Source organism: Antarctobacter aquimaris (assembly GCF_900184945.1).
GTDB classification, from domain to species: domain Bacteria; phylum Pseudomonadota; class Alphaproteobacteria; order Rhodobacterales; family Rhodobacteraceae; genus Maliponia; species Maliponia aquimaris.
Window position 1 is genome coordinate 17,549 of sequence record NZ_FXYF01000002.1, and the last position, 13,777, is coordinate 31,325.

Sequence of the window (13,777 nt, forward strand, 5' to 3'; positions counted from 1 at the left end):
CTTTTCAAACTTTTAGCTTGGACTCACGCGGCGAAAGGCTTATACATGAGGCACTGCTCGATAGGTTTCTTGCCTGTATGAAACCTGCCTCAATAACTGAACCCCGGCTTCGGCCGGGGTTTTTTTGTGCCGTGTGATCGGGCTGTCCCCGCGACACAAGGCCTGCCTGCGGCCTGCGCGGGAATCTGCCGAGGGATGACGCGTTTTTCTGCACCTGCGCGCCATTGTGCAGGTGCATGAGGCCGCATCCGGCCTTATGCTGCACCTGCAAAACAACATGGATATCGGGAGCAGACATGTCGCTTCAGGGCAAGACCGCCGTCATCACGGGATCGAATTCGGGGATCGGGCTGGGCATCGCGCAGGCGCTGGCCAAGGCCGGCGCCTCGGTGGTGATCAATTCCTTCACCGACCGCGACGAGGACCACGCGCTGGCGCGCAAGATCGCCGAAGAACACGGCGTCACCGCGCGCTACATCAAGGCGGACATGTCCAAGGGCCACGAGTGCCGCGCGCTGATCGAACAGGCCGGCGCCTGCGACATCCTGGTGAACAACGCCGGGATCCAGCACGTCGCCTCGATCGACACATTCCCGGTCGACAAATGGGACGCGATCATCGCGATCAACCTGAGTTCGGCCTTTCACACCACGGCGGCCGCGCTGCCGATGATGCGCACCGCGGGCTGGGGCAGGGTGGTCAACATCGCCTCGGCGCACGGGCTGACCGCCTCGCCCTACAAGAGCGCCTACATCGCCGCCAAGCACGGCGTCGTCGGGCTGACCAAGACCACCGCGCTGGAAACCGCCGAGGAGCCGATCACCGCCAACGCGATCTGCCCGGGCTACGTTCTGACCCCGCTGGTCGAGGCGCAGATCCCGGACACCATGAAGAAATACGACATGGACCGCGAGACGGTGATCCGCGAGGTCATGCTGGCGCGCCAGCCCTCCAAGCAGTTTGCCACGGTGGAGCAGATGGGCGGCACCACGGTGTTCCTGTGTTCGGACGCGGCGGCGCAGATCACCGGCACCACGATCAGCGTCGACGGCGGCTGGACCGCGCTGTGAGCGATGAACCGGAGGCCGGGCGCGACCGGCTGGAGATCGACAACATGTACCTCTGCGGCTCGCGTCTGACGCGGGTCAGCCTCAAGGATTCGTTCATCGGGGACGCGCACCTGATGGGGGCCGAGTTCAACGACGTGAACGCCGCGGGCGTGACGTTCGAGAATGCCAACCTCAGCGGCGCGCGGTTTCGCAACGTCAACCTGTCCGGGGCGACGATCGAGGCGGCGACGCTGAAGGGCCTGAGCATCCGCCACGCGGATCTGGAGGGCATGACCATCGACGGCATCCCGGTCAGCGACTTGCTGGCCGCCTATCGGGCGCAGCAGAGCGATGGCTGACCGGGTGCGCATCAACCTCGCTCTCCAGGGCGGCGGCGCGCATGGCGCCTTTACCTGGGGCGTGCTGGACCGGCTGCTGGAGGACGAGGACCTGGAGATCGCCGCGATCTCGGGCACCTCGGCGGGGGCCCTGAACGGGGCGGCGGTGAAGGCCGGGCTGGTGCAGGGCGGGCCGGAGGCGGCGCGCGAGATGCTGGACTGGGTCTGGCGGCAGATCGGCGCGCTCGAGGACGCGGCCCTGCCCGAGTGGCTGCACGCCTGGCTGCCGCGACCGGACTGGGTGAGCAGGAGCCTGGAGTATTCGCTGCCCTACGCGGTGGGCGATGCGGTGGGGCGCATGGTGTCGCCCTATGCCTGGGGGCCGCTGTATCGCAACCCGCTGGAGCGGGTGGTGGAGCGGCTGGATTTCGACAAGGTCTGCGCGAAAACCGGACCGGAGCTGTTCGTTTGCGCCACCCAGGTGCGCGACGGCAAGATCCGCATCTTCGAGGGGGACCGGATCACCACGCAGGCGATCCTGGCCTCGGCCTGCCTGCCGACGCTGTTCCAGGCGGTCGAGCTGGAGGACCCGCAGACCGGCAAGATCGAGGCGTTCTGGGACGGCGGCTATACCGGCAACCCGGCCTTGTTCCCGCTGTTCGCGCGGCATCTGCCCGATGACCTGGTGGTGGTGAACATCAACCCGCTGTTGCGGGACAAGCTGCCCTCAAGCCCGCCGGAGATCCAGAACCGGATCAACGAGATCAGCTTCAACTCGTCGCTGCTGCGCGAGTTGCGGGCGATCGAGTTCGTCCAGCGGTTGCTGCGGTCCGGCGCGCTTCAGCCCGGCACGATGAAGGATGTGCGGGTCCACATGATCGCCGACGACGCGCTGATGAACGCGCTGTCGGTGGCGACAAAGGTGGTGCCGGTGCCGTCGGTGCTGGCACAGCTGAAGGCGGCCGGGCGGGTGGCGGCGCAGGGGTTCCTGGACGCCAACAAGGCGGAAATCGGCGTGCGCCAGACGGCGGACCTGCGGACGATGTTCAACTGACGGGGCCGGCTCAGGACGCCTTGCGGAACTGCGCGTCCAGCGCCTGCTTGGCGTCCTGCCCGTTGGGGTAGACCAGCCCGGCCGAGATCACCAGCTTGGCCGCGTCCTCCAGCGTCATGTCCAGTTCGATCACGTCCGACTGCGGCAGGTACAGCAAAAAGCCCGAGGTCGGGTTCGGCGTGGTCGGCACGAAGATCGACAACAGCTGCTCGTCTATTCCGGCGCGGGCGGCGATTTCGCCCCTGGCCGGGGTCGAGATGAAGCCGATGACCCAGATCCCCCTGCGTGGATACTCGATCAGGCAGGCCTTTTCAAAGCTGCGCTCGCTCTGGGCAAAAATCGTCTCGGCCAGTTGCTTCAGCCCCGAATAGATCGACCGCACCACCGGCGTGCGCTGCACGACCCCTTCGGCAAAGGAGATCAGCGAACGGCCGATCAACCCCTTGGCGACCCAGCCGACCGCGATGGTGAACAGCAGGAAGACCACGACGCCCAGCCCGCGCACGTTGATTTCCAGCCGCCCGTCGTTGTTGCTGTCGAGGATCTCGAACAGCCAGGGGATGCGCGGCCCGTCCGGGCCCATCATCCAGCGATTGAGCAGGGCGTTGGGCTGGTAGGCGTCGGGCACGAACGGCCAGACAAAGCCATCGACCCAGCCGACCACGGTCCAGATCAGCCAGATCGTCAGCCCGACCGGCGCGATCACCACGATCCCCGTCAGGAACGAATTGCGCAGGCGGGCCAGCAGGCCCGGCCGCTTGGGCGCGGCGGTCTCTGTGTCGAAAGGTGTGGTCATCGTGCGTCCCGTGGCGATTGCCTCGAAAGTAGGCGCTGGCGGCGGGTACTACAATGGCTCGCTGGGGTTTCGCGCGGCTCAGGCGGGCAGGGCGCTCAATTCCTGCGCGATGCCGGCGGCCAGTCGCGCGTTGTTCAGCACCAGCGCGATGTTCGCGGTCAGCGAGCGGCCCTCGGTCAGCTCGTAGATGCGTTGCAGCAGGTAGGGCGTCAGCGCCTTGCCGGAAATGCCGTGCTTTTCTGCGTCGCGGGTGGCCTCGGCGATGACCGGGGCCAGGGTGGCGCGCGGGATCTCGGCCTCCACCGGGATCGGGTTGGCGATCAGCTGGCCGCCGGGCAGGCCAAGCCGGGCGCGCATACGGTGAGCTTCGGCGATCTCCCGGGGTGTGTCGGCGCGCAGCGGCGCGCGCAGCCCGGCCTCGCGGGACCAGAAGGCCGGCAGATGGTCCTGGCCGTAGGCGATCACCGGAACACCCAGGGTTTCCAGCACCTCCAGCGTCTTGGGCAGGTCGAGGATGGCCTTGGCTCCGGCGGCGACCACCGTCACCGCTGTCTGCGCCAGTTCCTGCAAATCGGCCGAGATGTCGAAGGAGGATTCGGCGCCGCGATGCACGCCGCCGATGCCGCCGGTGGCGAAACATTCGATCCCCGCAAGGCGGGCGGCGATCATGGTGGCGGCGACGGTGGTGGCGCCGGTGCCGCCGCGTGCCATGCACACGGCCATGTCGGCGCGCGACAGCTTGGCCACGTGTTTGGACTGCGCCAGGGCCACCAATTGGTCATCCTCCAGCCCGACGTGCAGTCGCCCGCCGATCACCGCGATGGTGGCGGGGGTGGCGCCCTGGGCGCGCACGGTCGCCTCTACCTCGCGCGCGACCTCCAGGTTCTGTGGCCAGGGCATGCCATGGGTGACGATGGTGCTTTCCAGCGCGACGACGGGCTTGCCCGCGTCTAGGGCCTGGATCACGGCGGCGGAACGGCTGAGCAGGGTCATGGGGTCTCTCCGGAAACAAAGTCGGCGGCGGCGCGCAGGGCGTGGTGCAGCGCGTCAGGGCGGGCGGCACCGCCGCGTTCGGCGACGATATGCGCCGCCATGAAGGTATCTCCCGCGCCGGTGACGCGGCGCAGGGTGACGGCGGGAGGGGAGTCGGTAAAGGCTTCGTTGCCGTCGGCGTCGCAGCAGGCGCCCGCGCCATCGGTGACCAGCGCGCGCTGCGCCCCGACCGCGACAAGCCGCTGCGCCGCCTCGGTCGCGTTGGCAAAGCGGGCACCGCAAAGCAGGCCGGCCTCTTCGAGATTGACATACAGCGTGCCGCGCCCTTGCCGGACAAAGGGATCGAGGCGCAACGCCTTGCCGGGGCTGGCCGGCGCGATGCGCAGGTCGGCGGCGGCAAAGGCCGGGCTTTGCGCGATGTCGGCCAGAAGTGCCGCGGTCAGGTTGCCGTCCAGCGCGATCATCCCGGCATAGGGGGCCTGCGGGCTGCCCAGCGGCCCGCGGGTCAGCGGCGTCAGGATGCGGTCGCCGGCCGACTCCAGCGAATGCGCATCTGCGATGGCGGCGATCAGCCCGTTGGGCGCCTCGATCGCCATGTAGACATCGGTCGGCAGGTCGCCGGCGCGCGTCACATGCGACGTGTCCAGCCCCAGGCGGGCGCATTCGGCCAGCAGCGCCGTGCCCTCCACGTCCTGCCCGACGACCGACAGCAGCGCGGGCCGAAGGCCCAGCCGAGCCAAGGTCATGGCAATGTTCAGCGCGACGCCGCCGGGAATCCGGGTGATGCGGCCCGGCATGTCGTTGCCCGCCACCATCGGCGTGGCGCAACGGCCGATGATGTCCCAGAGGACGGAGCCGATGCAGAGAATGTCGGGTGTGTCGGACATGACGCCCGTTTTGGCGCGGGACGCCCGCCCGTGCAAGCCGCAATACGCAGGGTTCAGCGCGGCAGCATGTCGTCGTCGTCCGAATGTTGCGCCAGCCAGTCGCGGAACGCGGTCAGCGCGGGCGGGGCCGGGCGGTCGGCCGGCCAGACCAGGTAGTAGGCGCCCAGGCTGACCGGCGCCGCGCCGTGCACCGGGCGCAGGGTGCCGGCGGCGCGTTCGGCGGTGCTGAGGTAGTCGGGCAGCAAAGCCACGCCAAGGCCGTGCAGCGCGGCCTGGAGGATCGCGGTGAACTGGTCGAAGGTCGGGCCGGGCAGCGGTCCCGGGGTCAGGCCCTGCGCGGTGAACCAGCGCGCCCAGGCGTCGGGCCTTGTCTGGATGTGCAAGAGCGGCAGGCGGCGCAGCGCGTCCAGCGTCAGCGGCGCATCGGGCACCAATGACGGCGCTGCCAGCGGCCGCACCGTTTCGGTCATCAGCCGCAGACGGTGCGTGTCCGGCCAATCCGCTGCGCCGAAATGTAGAGCAGCATCAAACGGTTCGGCGGCAAAGTTGAACGGCCGCAGCCGCGTCGTCATGTTCAGCGTCACCTCGGGGTGGCGCTGGGTGAAATCGGGCAGGCGCGGCACCAGCCAGCGCATGCCAAAGCTGGGCAGGATCGCCAGGTTCAGCGCGCCGCCCGACGGATCCAGCCGCAGCGCCATCGCCGCCTCGGTCAGGCGGTCCAGTGTCTCGCGCACCGCGGCGGCAAAGCTCCGTGCCTGAGGTGTGAGCCGCAAGGCCCTGTTTCCACGCAGGAAAAGCGCCACGCCCAGCTGTTCTTCGAGAGTCTTGAGCTGGCGCGAGACGGCGCTTTGCGTCAGGTTCATTTCCTCGGCCACGGCGGTGGCGCTGCCCAGCCGGTCCAGCGCCTCGAGCGCGCGCAGGGCGGGAAGGGGTGGCAGATGCATGACGATCCCTCATGAATTCCTGCGATAATGTCGTTTTTCCATTCCGCTTGTGCAAGCTATACTGCGCCCAACCTTCAACAGGAGCGCGACATGAACGAGATGACCCCGACCAAACCGCATCTGAAGCCCAAGGACGCGCCGGACCTGGGCGCCTTTGACTGGCAGGACCCGTTCCGCCTGGTGGACCAGCTGAGCGAGGAGGAGCGCATGCTGGCCGAGGCCGCACGCAGCTTTGCCCAGGAAAAGCTGGCGCCGCGCATCGTGCAGGCCTTCAACGAGGAAACCGTGGCGCCCGAGGTCTTTGCCGAGATGGGCGGCATGGGCCTGCTGGGCATCACCGTGCCCGAGGAATACGGCGGGTTGGGCAGTTCCTACGTGTCCTACGGCCTGGTCGCACGCGAGATCGAGAAGGTGGATTCGGGCTATCGGTCGATGATGTCGGTGCAGTCGAGCCTGGTGATGTACCCGATCTACGCCTACGGATCCGAAGATCAGCGCAAGAAATACCTGCCGAAACTGGCCAGCGGTGAATGGATCGGCTGTTTCGGCCTGACCGAGCCGGACGCCGGCAGCGACCCGGGCAGCATGAAGACCCGCGCCGAAAAGGTGGACGGCGGTTACCGGCTGACCGGCTCCAAGATGTGGATTTCCAACAGCCCGATCGCCGATGTCTTTGTCGTATGGGCGAAATCCGACGCGCATGGCGGCAAGATCCGCGGGTTCGTTCTGGAAAAGGGCATGAAGGGCCTGAGCGCGCCCAAGGTCGGCAACAAATTGAGCCTGCGTGCCTCTGTCACCGGGGAAATCGTGCTGGATGGCGTCGAGGTGGGCGAAGATGCACTTCTGCCGCATGTGCAGGGGCTTAAGGGGCCTTTCGGCTGTCTCAACCGGGCCCGGTACGGGATTGCCTGGGGGGCGCTGGGAGCGGCCGAGTTCTGCTGGATGGCAGCGCGGCAGTACGGCCTGGACCGCAAGCAGTTCGGCAAGCCGATCGCCGGCATGCAGCTGTTCCAGAAAAAGCTGGCCGACATGCAGACCGAGATCGCGCTGGGGCTTCAGGGCTGCCTGCGGGTCGGGCGGCTGATGGACGAGGCGCAGGCCGCGCCCGAGATGATCTCGATCCTCAAGCGCAACAACTGCGGCAAGGCGCTGGAGATCGCGCGGATGGCGCGCGACATGCACGGCGGCAACGGCATCTCGGCCGAGTTCCAGGTGATCCGGCACATGCTGAACCTCGAGACGGTGAACACCTACGAGGGCACGCACGATGTGCACGCGCTGATCCTGGGCCGCGCGCAGACCGGGTTGCAGGCGTTCTTCTGACGCCGTTGCGCCGGAAGGGGCGTATTTTCAAAGAGAAGAAACCAGGGGCCGGGCGAAATGCCCGGCCTCCGTTGCACGGGCAAGGCATGTTCGTAAATCTTATAATCAGTATTATGTAAATTAAAGCACTATCCGAACGGATGGGCCTGTCGCCCTTTGCACCCCTGGGCTGGCCGGTCGCGGCGTTGCCCTATGGGCCGAAGCGCAGGATAGATCGGCCGCAGGTTCACCCAGGAAACGTGCATGTCATCCAATCTCACCACCTGTGCCCTTGCGGCGGTTTTTGTGCTTTCGCTTGGGCTTGGCGGTGGAGCCGCATGGATCATGCAGGCCGCGCCGGTCCAGGCGGCCGCGGCGCCGGCCCGGGGCTGCGCGGCGAACGCTCCGGCGCTCGATTGTCCCTGCGCGGCGCAAAGGACGCGGCATATCCTCGACGCCGCTTCGCCACGCATTCCCGGCCTGCGCTACGCCTCCGCCTGGGACCTGGCCGAGTCGCAGCGTCCCCCGGCCTGCCGACAGCGGTTCTGATCCGCGCGGCGCTGGCGCAACGATGGCCCGGAAATCCGGCGCCGCGGCCGCTGCGTGCTGGACAGCGCACGGCAAGCCCCTCTAGGCGTTGGCAAACACCCGGAGACCGCGCATGCCCTCGATCCTTGTCCTCAACGGCCCCAACCTGAACCTGCTGGGCACCCGCCAGCCCGAGATCTACGGCCGCACCACGCTGGCCGATGTCGAGCAGATGTGCCGCAGCCATGGTGCTGCGCGCGGCGTAGAGGTGCATTGCGCCCAGTCCAACCACGAAGGCGCGCTGGTCACCCATATCCACGAGGCGCGCGGCGTGCATGCCGGGCTGATCCTGAACGCGGGCGCCTATACCCACACCTCCGTCGCGCTGATGGACGCGATCAAGGGCACCGAAATGCCCACGGTCGAACTGCACCTGTCCAACGTGCACGCCCGCGAAAGCTTTCGCCACCACTCCTATATCAGCCCTGTCGCAATCGGGGTCATAGCGGGATTTGGCGCAAACGGGTATAAGTTGGCCATTGACGCCCTTCTGGGCCATCTGGAGACCCCGCGATGACACCAGAGATGAGAGACGACCTGATCGGTCTGACCAATACCGAAAGCGTGCAGGAGCTGTGGGAACGGCACTGCCAGCGCATGGAACAATACGGTTTCGATCGGCTGCTCTACGGCTTTACCCGGTTCCTGACGGCAACTTCGTTCGGCGATCCGAATGACTTCATCGTGCTGACGAACCACACGCCTGCCTACCGCAAGGGCTTTGTCGAGGACGGGCTGTACCGCCACGCGCCGATGGTTCGCTGGGCGCTGGAGAACGCGGGGCATTGCAGCTGGCGCGCGCTGGCCGAGCAGATCAACAAGGGCACGCTGGACGACAAGGCGCAGAAGGTCGTGGCCTTCAACCTTCAACACAAGGTGCACGCCGGTTACACGATCAGCTTCAAGTCGGTGTCGCACCGCGCCAAGGGGGCGATCTCGCTCACCACGCGGCCGGAGATGACGCAGGACGACGCGGATGCAATCTGGGCCAAGCACGGGCAGGACATCGTGCTGCTGAACAACGTGGTCCACCTCAAGATCCTCACCCTGCCCCTGCCCCTCACCAACCAGAAGCTGACCCCGCGCCAGCGCGAGGCGCTGGAATGGGTGGGTGATGGCAAGACCATGCAGGACATCGCCCAGATCATGGGGCTGACCCAGGCGACGATCGAAAAGCATCTGCGACTCGCCCGCGAGACGCTGAACGTGGAGACCACGGCGCAGGCCGTGGCCAAAGCGGCCTTTCACAACCAAATGTACATTCTCGAAGCACAATAGCCCGCCGGCGAAGAAATCTCTTGGCTCAGCGAAGGGGGTATTCCGTTCACGGTTGCGTGAATTCTGCGCAATTTTCCGGCTTTTATCCTTTGGTCCGGAATACCGGACTTCCTTTACGAAGGGTTAATTGCGATTGTGAGCGTGTTCCGTGAGTGGTGGCTTTGGCCATGGAACGCAGGAGACGCACCCCGGGTATTTTTCGGGCCAGGTGTTTCCTCCGGTGCAAGCCGGACGCTGGTTCGGCGGTGCAATTCTCGCACCGCCGGCCAGCACCTTTCGGGGTCCCTGGATCTCATCCCCAATGTCTCGACCGGGGGCCCCGAATTCCGCCTTGCGGCAGGGTCCGCCTTGGCGGGAACGCCTCAGACGATATTCGGGCCGATAGTAGCCGCTTGGCCTGACCCCGCAAGGCATGACCGCGCCACCTACCCTTTTGCTCCATTTCCCGCCGATCGCGCGGCGCAGCGCCTTGCATGGCGGCCACGAAAAACGCTCCGGAGTTGCCCCCGGAGCGTCCAGTCCTGTTGACAGCAAGAGGCGCAGAGTGTCAGCCCTGCGCGGCCTTGGCCACCTCGGCGGCGAAGTCCTCTTCCTTCTTCTCGATGCCTTCACCGACCTGGAGCCGGACAAAGCCGAGGATCTCGGCGCCGGCGTCCTTGGCGGCCTGCTCGACGGTGATGTCGGGGTTCAGGGCGAACTGCTGGCCCACCAGCGTCACCTCGGCGAGGAACTTCTTCATCCGGCCGACGATCATCTTCTCGATCACGGCATCGGGCTTGCCCGACTCGCGCGCGATGTCGATCTGGATCTGGCGTTCCTTCTCGACGATGGCCGGGTCCAGCTCGGACTCGTTCAGCGAGGCCGGGTTGGCGGCGGCGATGTGCATCGCGACCTGGCGGCCGAACTCTTCGGACCCGCCCTTGAGCGCGACCATCACGCCGATCTGGCCCATGCCGGGCGCCGCGGCGTTGTGGATGTAGGAGGCGACGATTTCGCCCTCCAGCTTGGCCATCCGGCGCAGGGTCATGTTCTCGCCGATCTTGGCGACCGCGTCGGTGATGCATTCGGACACCGGCTTGCCGCCCATGTCGGCGTTTTTCAGCGCCTCGATGTCAGACACGTTCAGGGCGACCTCGGCGATGCCCGCGACCATGTCCTGGAAGCCGGCGTTCTTGGCGACGAAGTCGGTTTCCGAGTTCACCTCGACAGCGACGCCCTTGCCGCCTTCGGTCTTGACGGCCACGAGGCCCTCGGCCGCGGTGCGGCCCGACTTCTTGGCCGCCTTGGCAAGGCCCTTGGTGCGCAGCCAGTCGACCGCGGCCTCCATGTCGCCGTCGGTCTCGACCAGCGCCTTCTTGGCGTCCATCATGCCTGCGCCGGTCATCTCGCGCAGTTCTTTCACCTGGGATGCAGTGATCGCCATCTCTTGGCTCTCCTCATAATCTTTGGCAGGAAGTCGGGTGGCCCCTGCCGGAGACGGGCCGTCAGGCCCGGCCACCCGTCCATGTCACGGCGTCGTGTCGTCTGGACGACAGTCCGCCTCAGGCGTTCAGGCCTTGCCGCTGGCGTCGGCCAGCAGTTCCTCGGCCGGCGCGTCCTCGAGCGCGCCCAGGTCGACGCCTGCGGCTTCCATCTGGCCGGTCATGCCGTCCAGGGCCGCGCGCGAGACGAGGTCGCAGTACAGCGCAATGGCGCGGGCGGCGTCATCGTTGCCGGGGATGATGTAATCGATGCCGGCGGGCGAACAGTTGGTGTCGACGATGGCGACGACCGGGATGCCCAGCTTGTTGGCTTCGAGAACAGCCAGCGCCTCTTTCTTGACGTCGATCACGAACAGCATGTCCGGCACGCCGCCCATTTCGCGGATGCCGCCCAGCGACGCCTGCAGCTTGGCCTGGTCGCGTTCCATGTTCAGACGCTCTTTCTTGGTGAGGCCCTCGGCGCCACCTTCCATCAGCTCGTCGATCTGGCGCAGGCGGTTGATCGACTGCGACACGGTCTGCCAGTTGGTCAGCGTACCGCCCAGCCAGCGGTGGTTCATGTAGTACTGGGCGCACTTCTCGGCGGCTTCGGCGATCGGCTGCGCGGCCTGGCGCTTGGTGCCGACGAACAGCAGGCGGCCGCCCTTGGCGACCTTGTCGCGGATCGCGACCAGCGCGGCGTCCAGCATCGGGACGGTCTGCGTCAGGTCCATGATGTGGATGCCGTTGCGCGCACCGTAGATGAACTCGCCCATGCGGGGGTTCCAGCGCTGCGTCTGGTGGCCGAAGTGAACGCCAGCTTCCAGCAGCTGACGCATGGTGAACTCAGGAAGAGCCATGCCTTTTATCCTTTCCGGTTTCATGCCTCGGCGGGGGATCATCGCGGACCAGGTCCGTGACAACCGGTGGACGCCCGGGGATGTCTCCCCCGATACGCCCGCCCCCGCCTGCGGGGTTCGTGGGGGCGCCTTACAGGGGTTTGACGGCGGGCGCAAGCCCATCATGCCACGGCCGAGGCCGCCGTGCCGTTCGCCGTCAAGGGGCCGAACCGGGTTGATCGATGCCCCCGCGTGACTTAGCATCCGTCGCTATTGTTGCAACCGACTTTGAGGGCGGCGCAGGCATCCGAACGGTACCGGCGCCGGAGGGGTGTTCCATGATCAGGACTGTATTGGCAATCGGATTGGCCACGTTTCTGGCCATGCCCGTGCGGGCAGAATTCATCGCCCCCGCAGGCGGAAACGGCGGCTGGCTTCGTGAAATCGCGCTGGGCCGGTTTGAAATCGCCCGCGGCGCGACGCGCAACGAACGCGATGTCATCGCGTACCAGACACGGCGGCTCAAGCTCCTCGTCGCGCTCTACCACGATGTCTACGACGGCATGTGCCCGATCACCGGCCCGGCACGCGGGTTTTCCCAGCAGATCGACCTGGTGACCCGCAAGGCGCTGACCGGTCAGGAAACCGATCGTGTCGCGGGCGAGCCGCTGACGATCCAGGTCCGGCAGGAGTACGTCGACGTCTTCTCCGACGGCTGGGCACTGGCCGCCAGTCCCGCCGAACTGGTGCTGACGATGGGTCCGAACGTCACCGCGCTGTTCGAGGAGTTGGCGGTCGCAAGCCGTGACGTCATTCGCGCCAACGGCTGCGGCTCGGCCGGGCTGGAGCTGTTCGAACGGAACCTCGCCGAGATCGTGCGCGGCCGGCCTTCGCTGCAGCGGCGCGGTCTCGAGCGGACGGAAATGGAAAGACGCTGCCTCGACACCGGCATGGCGGGCCTCGAAGCGCGTCTTGGAACGCCGCTCGACGCCGCCTGCGGCTGCATGGCGCGGCAAATGTGGGAGCATCTGCCGGAGGACTGGGTCGCCAGGGTCGAGGACCGTTTCGTCAGGGAGGAAGTGCTGTTGAGCGCGGCGCTGACCCCGGAAAGCTGGGAAGGAGTGCGGTCATGCCTGCGTTGAGAACCGTGATGGGCGCCGCCCTGTTTTGGGGCGCGCTGGCCCCCGTGTCCCTTGCCGAGGAAGGCCGCGTCCCGCCGTTGCTGCTGGCCGAGCTGGTGCTGCCGGATGCCATGTCAGGGCCGCAGCCGAGGGGCGAGATCGCCCGCAATCTGCGGCTGGGCCTCGACGCCTGGGAAAAGCTGAAGGACTACGATCGCCCCAGCCAGCCCGACCGCCTCGTGGTGCGGGACTTTGCACCGGTGCCCCTGGCCGACGGCAGCGTCGTCTTCCCGGGGTTGGGCGTGCGCTTGCGCGACACCACCTTTGCAGGTCAGCAGGTGATGGAAATCCTCGACGTGCAGGAATACGGCGCGTTCTGGAAAGCTCGGGAGAACCCCGCGATCCAGGTGGGCGGCTTGCTGGGAGGGCAGATCGCGTCGCTCGAGCAGACCTTGAGGGTCGAGTTGTCACGCTCGGGCGACAAGAAGACCCGCCAGGGTTTCGGCATCACCATCACGACCGCCACGCCCTACAAGCACAAGGGCGCCGACCGCGTGCAGACCCTGCCCGGCCGCCTGCTGGTCGAGCCGATGGTCCAGCCGCGGGGCCGCTGGCTCGTGGCCGAGCCGGAAGCCCCGCCCGGCCAGCCTTCCCCGGCCGAGGCACACGCGGCCCTCGCGGCGGAATTCCGCGACAGGCTGGCTTCAGCCCCCTGTGCAATGGACGGGCGTGCCCTGATGACCTACGAGCGCCGAATGGACCTCATCGAGACGGCCAGCGACAGCCCCCTGCCCTTCGTCAACTTCCGGCAGGAACAGAAGGCCGCCTGTGCGATCGCGACCCATGGCGCCTATGACATGGCGCACATGCGACGGCTGGCGGTGCTGCGCAACGCGACCTGCGCGGACCTCGAAGCCGGTCTTTCCGAGCAGATCGAGACGCTCGCCGCCGACCTGCGGCGCGAAGTCGGGCCGCCGCGCTACATCGACTACGCCAGCATCGGCATCTTCGACCTGACCACGCCCTCCCGGGTGCCCGATCCCGTGGCGCAGGCGGACCGGCGGGCCTGCGTGGTGCGCTACCTCGAAGACAGCCTCTTCTCGCCGGATTGACGCCCTGCTACCGCGC

At 67.0% G+C, this 13,777-nt stretch carries 14 protein-coding genes; 8 read left to right on the top strand and 6 right to left on the bottom strand.

Annotated elements, in window-relative coordinates:
- Window positions 1–296 precede the first annotated feature (296 nt).
- Genes MAA8898_RS02870 through MAA8898_RS02880 form a run of 3 tightly spaced genes read left to right on the top strand, consistent with a single transcriptional unit; the run spans window position 297 to window position 2,441 of the window.
- Window positions 297–1,070 (top strand): 3-hydroxybutyrate dehydrogenase, encoded by a 774-nt coding sequence (locus MAA8898_RS02870; RefSeq protein ID WP_094019485.1) that lies wholly within the window; start codon window positions 297–299, stop codon window positions 1,068–1,070.
- Window positions 1,067–1,408: a pentapeptide repeat-containing protein gene (locus MAA8898_RS02875; RefSeq protein WP_217900479.1), complete on the top strand. Its 342-nt coding sequence runs from the start codon at window positions 1,067–1,069 to the stop codon at window positions 1,406–1,408. Before MAA8898_RS02870 ends, MAA8898_RS02875 begins: the two co-directional genes overlap by 4 nt.
- Window positions 1,401–2,441, top strand: coding sequence for a patatin-like phospholipase family protein (locus tag MAA8898_RS02880; RefSeq protein ID WP_094019486.1), 1,041 nt, complete (start codon window positions 1,401–1,403; stop codon window positions 2,439–2,441). The genes MAA8898_RS02875 and MAA8898_RS02880 overlap by 8 nt, the downstream gene beginning before the upstream one ends.
- Before the next feature lie 10 nt (window positions 2,442–2,451).
- Here the strand turns inward: MAA8898_RS02880 and MAA8898_RS02885 are convergent, their stop codons facing one another.
- The 4 genes from MAA8898_RS02885 to MAA8898_RS02900 form a co-directional block, all read right to left on the bottom strand.
- A complete protein-coding gene (locus tag MAA8898_RS02885; protein ID WP_094019487.1) occupies window positions 2,452–3,237 on the bottom strand; it encodes a DUF502 domain-containing protein in 786 nt (261 codons plus the stop codon).
- Between the two features lie 78 nt (window positions 3,238–3,315).
- Entirely contained in the window at window positions 3,316–4,230 is a 915-nt protein-coding gene (locus MAA8898_RS02890) for a pseudouridine-5'-phosphate glycosidase (RefSeq protein WP_094019488.1), read from the bottom strand.
- Window positions 4,227–5,117, bottom strand: coding sequence for a PfkB family carbohydrate kinase (locus MAA8898_RS02895; protein WP_094019489.1), 891 nt, complete (start codon window positions 5,115–5,117; stop codon window positions 4,227–4,229). The genes MAA8898_RS02890 and MAA8898_RS02895 overlap by 4 nt, the downstream gene beginning before the upstream one ends.
- A gap of 53 nt (window positions 5,118–5,170) precedes the next feature.
- The gene (locus tag MAA8898_RS02900) at window positions 5,171–6,061 is read right to left on the bottom strand and encodes a LysR substrate-binding domain-containing protein (RefSeq protein WP_094019490.1); all 891 of its coding nucleotides are present in this window, start codon (window positions 6,059–6,061) and stop codon (window positions 5,171–5,173) included.
- A 99-nt stretch (window positions 6,062–6,160) separates the two neighbouring features.
- Between MAA8898_RS02900 and MAA8898_RS02905 the strand changes: the two genes are divergently transcribed.
- The 3 genes from MAA8898_RS02905 to MAA8898_RS02920 all read left to right on the top strand — a co-directional run bounded on the left by MAA8898_RS02905 (window position 6,161) and on the right by MAA8898_RS02920 (window position 9,229).
- Complete coding sequence (locus MAA8898_RS02905) at window positions 6,161–7,384, top strand: acyl-CoA dehydrogenase (RefSeq protein ID WP_094019982.1); 1,224 nt, start codon at window positions 6,161–6,163, stop codon at window positions 7,382–7,384.
- Between the two features lie 640 nt (window positions 7,385–8,024).
- Window positions 8,025–8,468, top strand: a complete 444-nt coding sequence (gene aroQ, locus MAA8898_RS02915) for a type II 3-dehydroquinate dehydratase (protein WP_094019492.1) — start codon at window positions 8,025–8,027, stop codon at window positions 8,466–8,468.
- Window positions 8,465–9,229 (top strand): helix-turn-helix transcriptional regulator, encoded by a 765-nt coding sequence (locus MAA8898_RS02920; RefSeq protein WP_094019493.1) that lies wholly within the window; start codon window positions 8,465–8,467, stop codon window positions 9,227–9,229. Before aroQ ends, MAA8898_RS02920 begins: the two co-directional genes overlap by 4 nt.
- Window positions 9,230–9,776: 547 nt before the next feature.
- On the opposite strand, the gene tsf is transcribed toward MAA8898_RS02920, so the two are convergent.
- Both tsf and rpsB read right to left on the bottom strand, forming a co-directional pair.
- Window positions 9,777–10,652, bottom strand: a complete 876-nt coding sequence (gene tsf / locus MAA8898_RS02925; protein ID WP_094019494.1) for a translation elongation factor Ts — start codon at window positions 10,650–10,652, stop codon at window positions 9,777–9,779.
- 126 nt (window positions 10,653–10,778) lie between these two features.
- Window positions 10,779–11,549, bottom strand: a complete 771-nt coding sequence (gene rpsB / locus MAA8898_RS02930) for a 30S ribosomal protein S2 (protein ID WP_094019495.1) — start codon at window positions 11,547–11,549, stop codon at window positions 10,779–10,781.
- A gap of 317 nt (window positions 11,550–11,866) precedes the next feature.
- On the opposite strand from rpsB, the gene MAA8898_RS02935 reads away from it, so the two are divergent.
- On the top strand, window positions 11,867–12,670 hold the full coding sequence (locus tag MAA8898_RS02935; RefSeq protein ID WP_141194778.1) for a hypothetical protein: 804 nt from the start codon (window positions 11,867–11,869) through the stop codon (window positions 12,668–12,670).
- Window positions 12,658–13,761 carry a hypothetical protein gene (locus MAA8898_RS02940; protein ID WP_141194779.1) on the top strand — a complete coding sequence of 368 codons (1,104 nt, stop codon included), beginning with the start codon at window positions 12,658–12,660 and terminating at the stop codon, window positions 13,759–13,761. The genes MAA8898_RS02935 and MAA8898_RS02940 overlap by 13 nt, the downstream gene beginning before the upstream one ends.
- Window positions 13,762–13,777 lie beyond the last annotated feature (16 nt).

What these genes read in the sequence shown, in the direction of transcription:
- MAA8898_RS02870 (WP_094019485.1), top strand. Translation starts at nt 297, where the DNA reads ATGTCGCTTCAGGGCAAGACCGCCGTCATCACGGGATCGAATTCGGGG.
- MAA8898_RS02880 (WP_094019486.1), top strand. Translation starts at nt 1,401, where the DNA reads ATGGCTGACCGGGTGCGCATCAACCTCGCTCTCCAGGGCGGCGGCGCG.
- MAA8898_RS02885 (WP_094019487.1), bottom strand. Translation starts at nt 3,237, where the DNA reads ATGACCACACCTTTCGACACAGAGACCGCCGCGCCCAAGCGGCCGGGC.
- MAA8898_RS02890 (WP_094019488.1), bottom strand. Translation starts at nt 4,230, where the DNA reads ATGACCCTGCTCAGCCGTTCCGCCGCCGTGATCCAGGCCCTAGACGCG.
- MAA8898_RS02895 (WP_094019489.1), bottom strand. Translation starts at nt 5,117, where the DNA reads ATGTCCGACACACCCGACATTCTCTGCATCGGCTCCGTCCTCTGGGAC.
- MAA8898_RS02900 (WP_094019490.1), bottom strand. Translation starts at nt 6,061, where the DNA reads ATGCATCTGCCACCCCTTCCCGCCCTGCGCGCGCTCGAGGCGCTGGAC.
- MAA8898_RS02905 (WP_094019982.1), top strand. Translation starts at nt 6,161, where the DNA reads ATGACCCCGACCAAACCGCATCTGAAGCCCAAGGACGCGCCGGACCTG.
- aroQ (WP_094019492.1), top strand. Translation starts at nt 8,025, where the DNA reads ATGCCCTCGATCCTTGTCCTCAACGGCCCCAACCTGAACCTGCTGGGC.
- MAA8898_RS02920 (WP_094019493.1), top strand. Translation starts at nt 8,465, where the DNA reads ATGACACCAGAGATGAGAGACGACCTGATCGGTCTGACCAATACCGAA.
- tsf (WP_094019494.1), bottom strand. Translation starts at nt 10,652, where the DNA reads ATGGCGATCACTGCATCCCAGGTGAAAGAACTGCGCGAGATGACCGGC.
- rpsB (WP_094019495.1), bottom strand. Translation starts at nt 11,549, where the DNA reads ATGGCTCTTCCTGAGTTCACCATGCGTCAGCTGCTGGAAGCTGGCGTT.
- MAA8898_RS02935 (WP_141194778.1), top strand. Translation starts at nt 11,867, where the DNA reads ATGATCAGGACTGTATTGGCAATCGGATTGGCCACGTTTCTGGCCATG.
- MAA8898_RS02940 (WP_141194779.1), top strand. Translation starts at nt 12,658, where the DNA reads ATGCCTGCGTTGAGAACCGTGATGGGCGCCGCCCTGTTTTGGGGCGCG.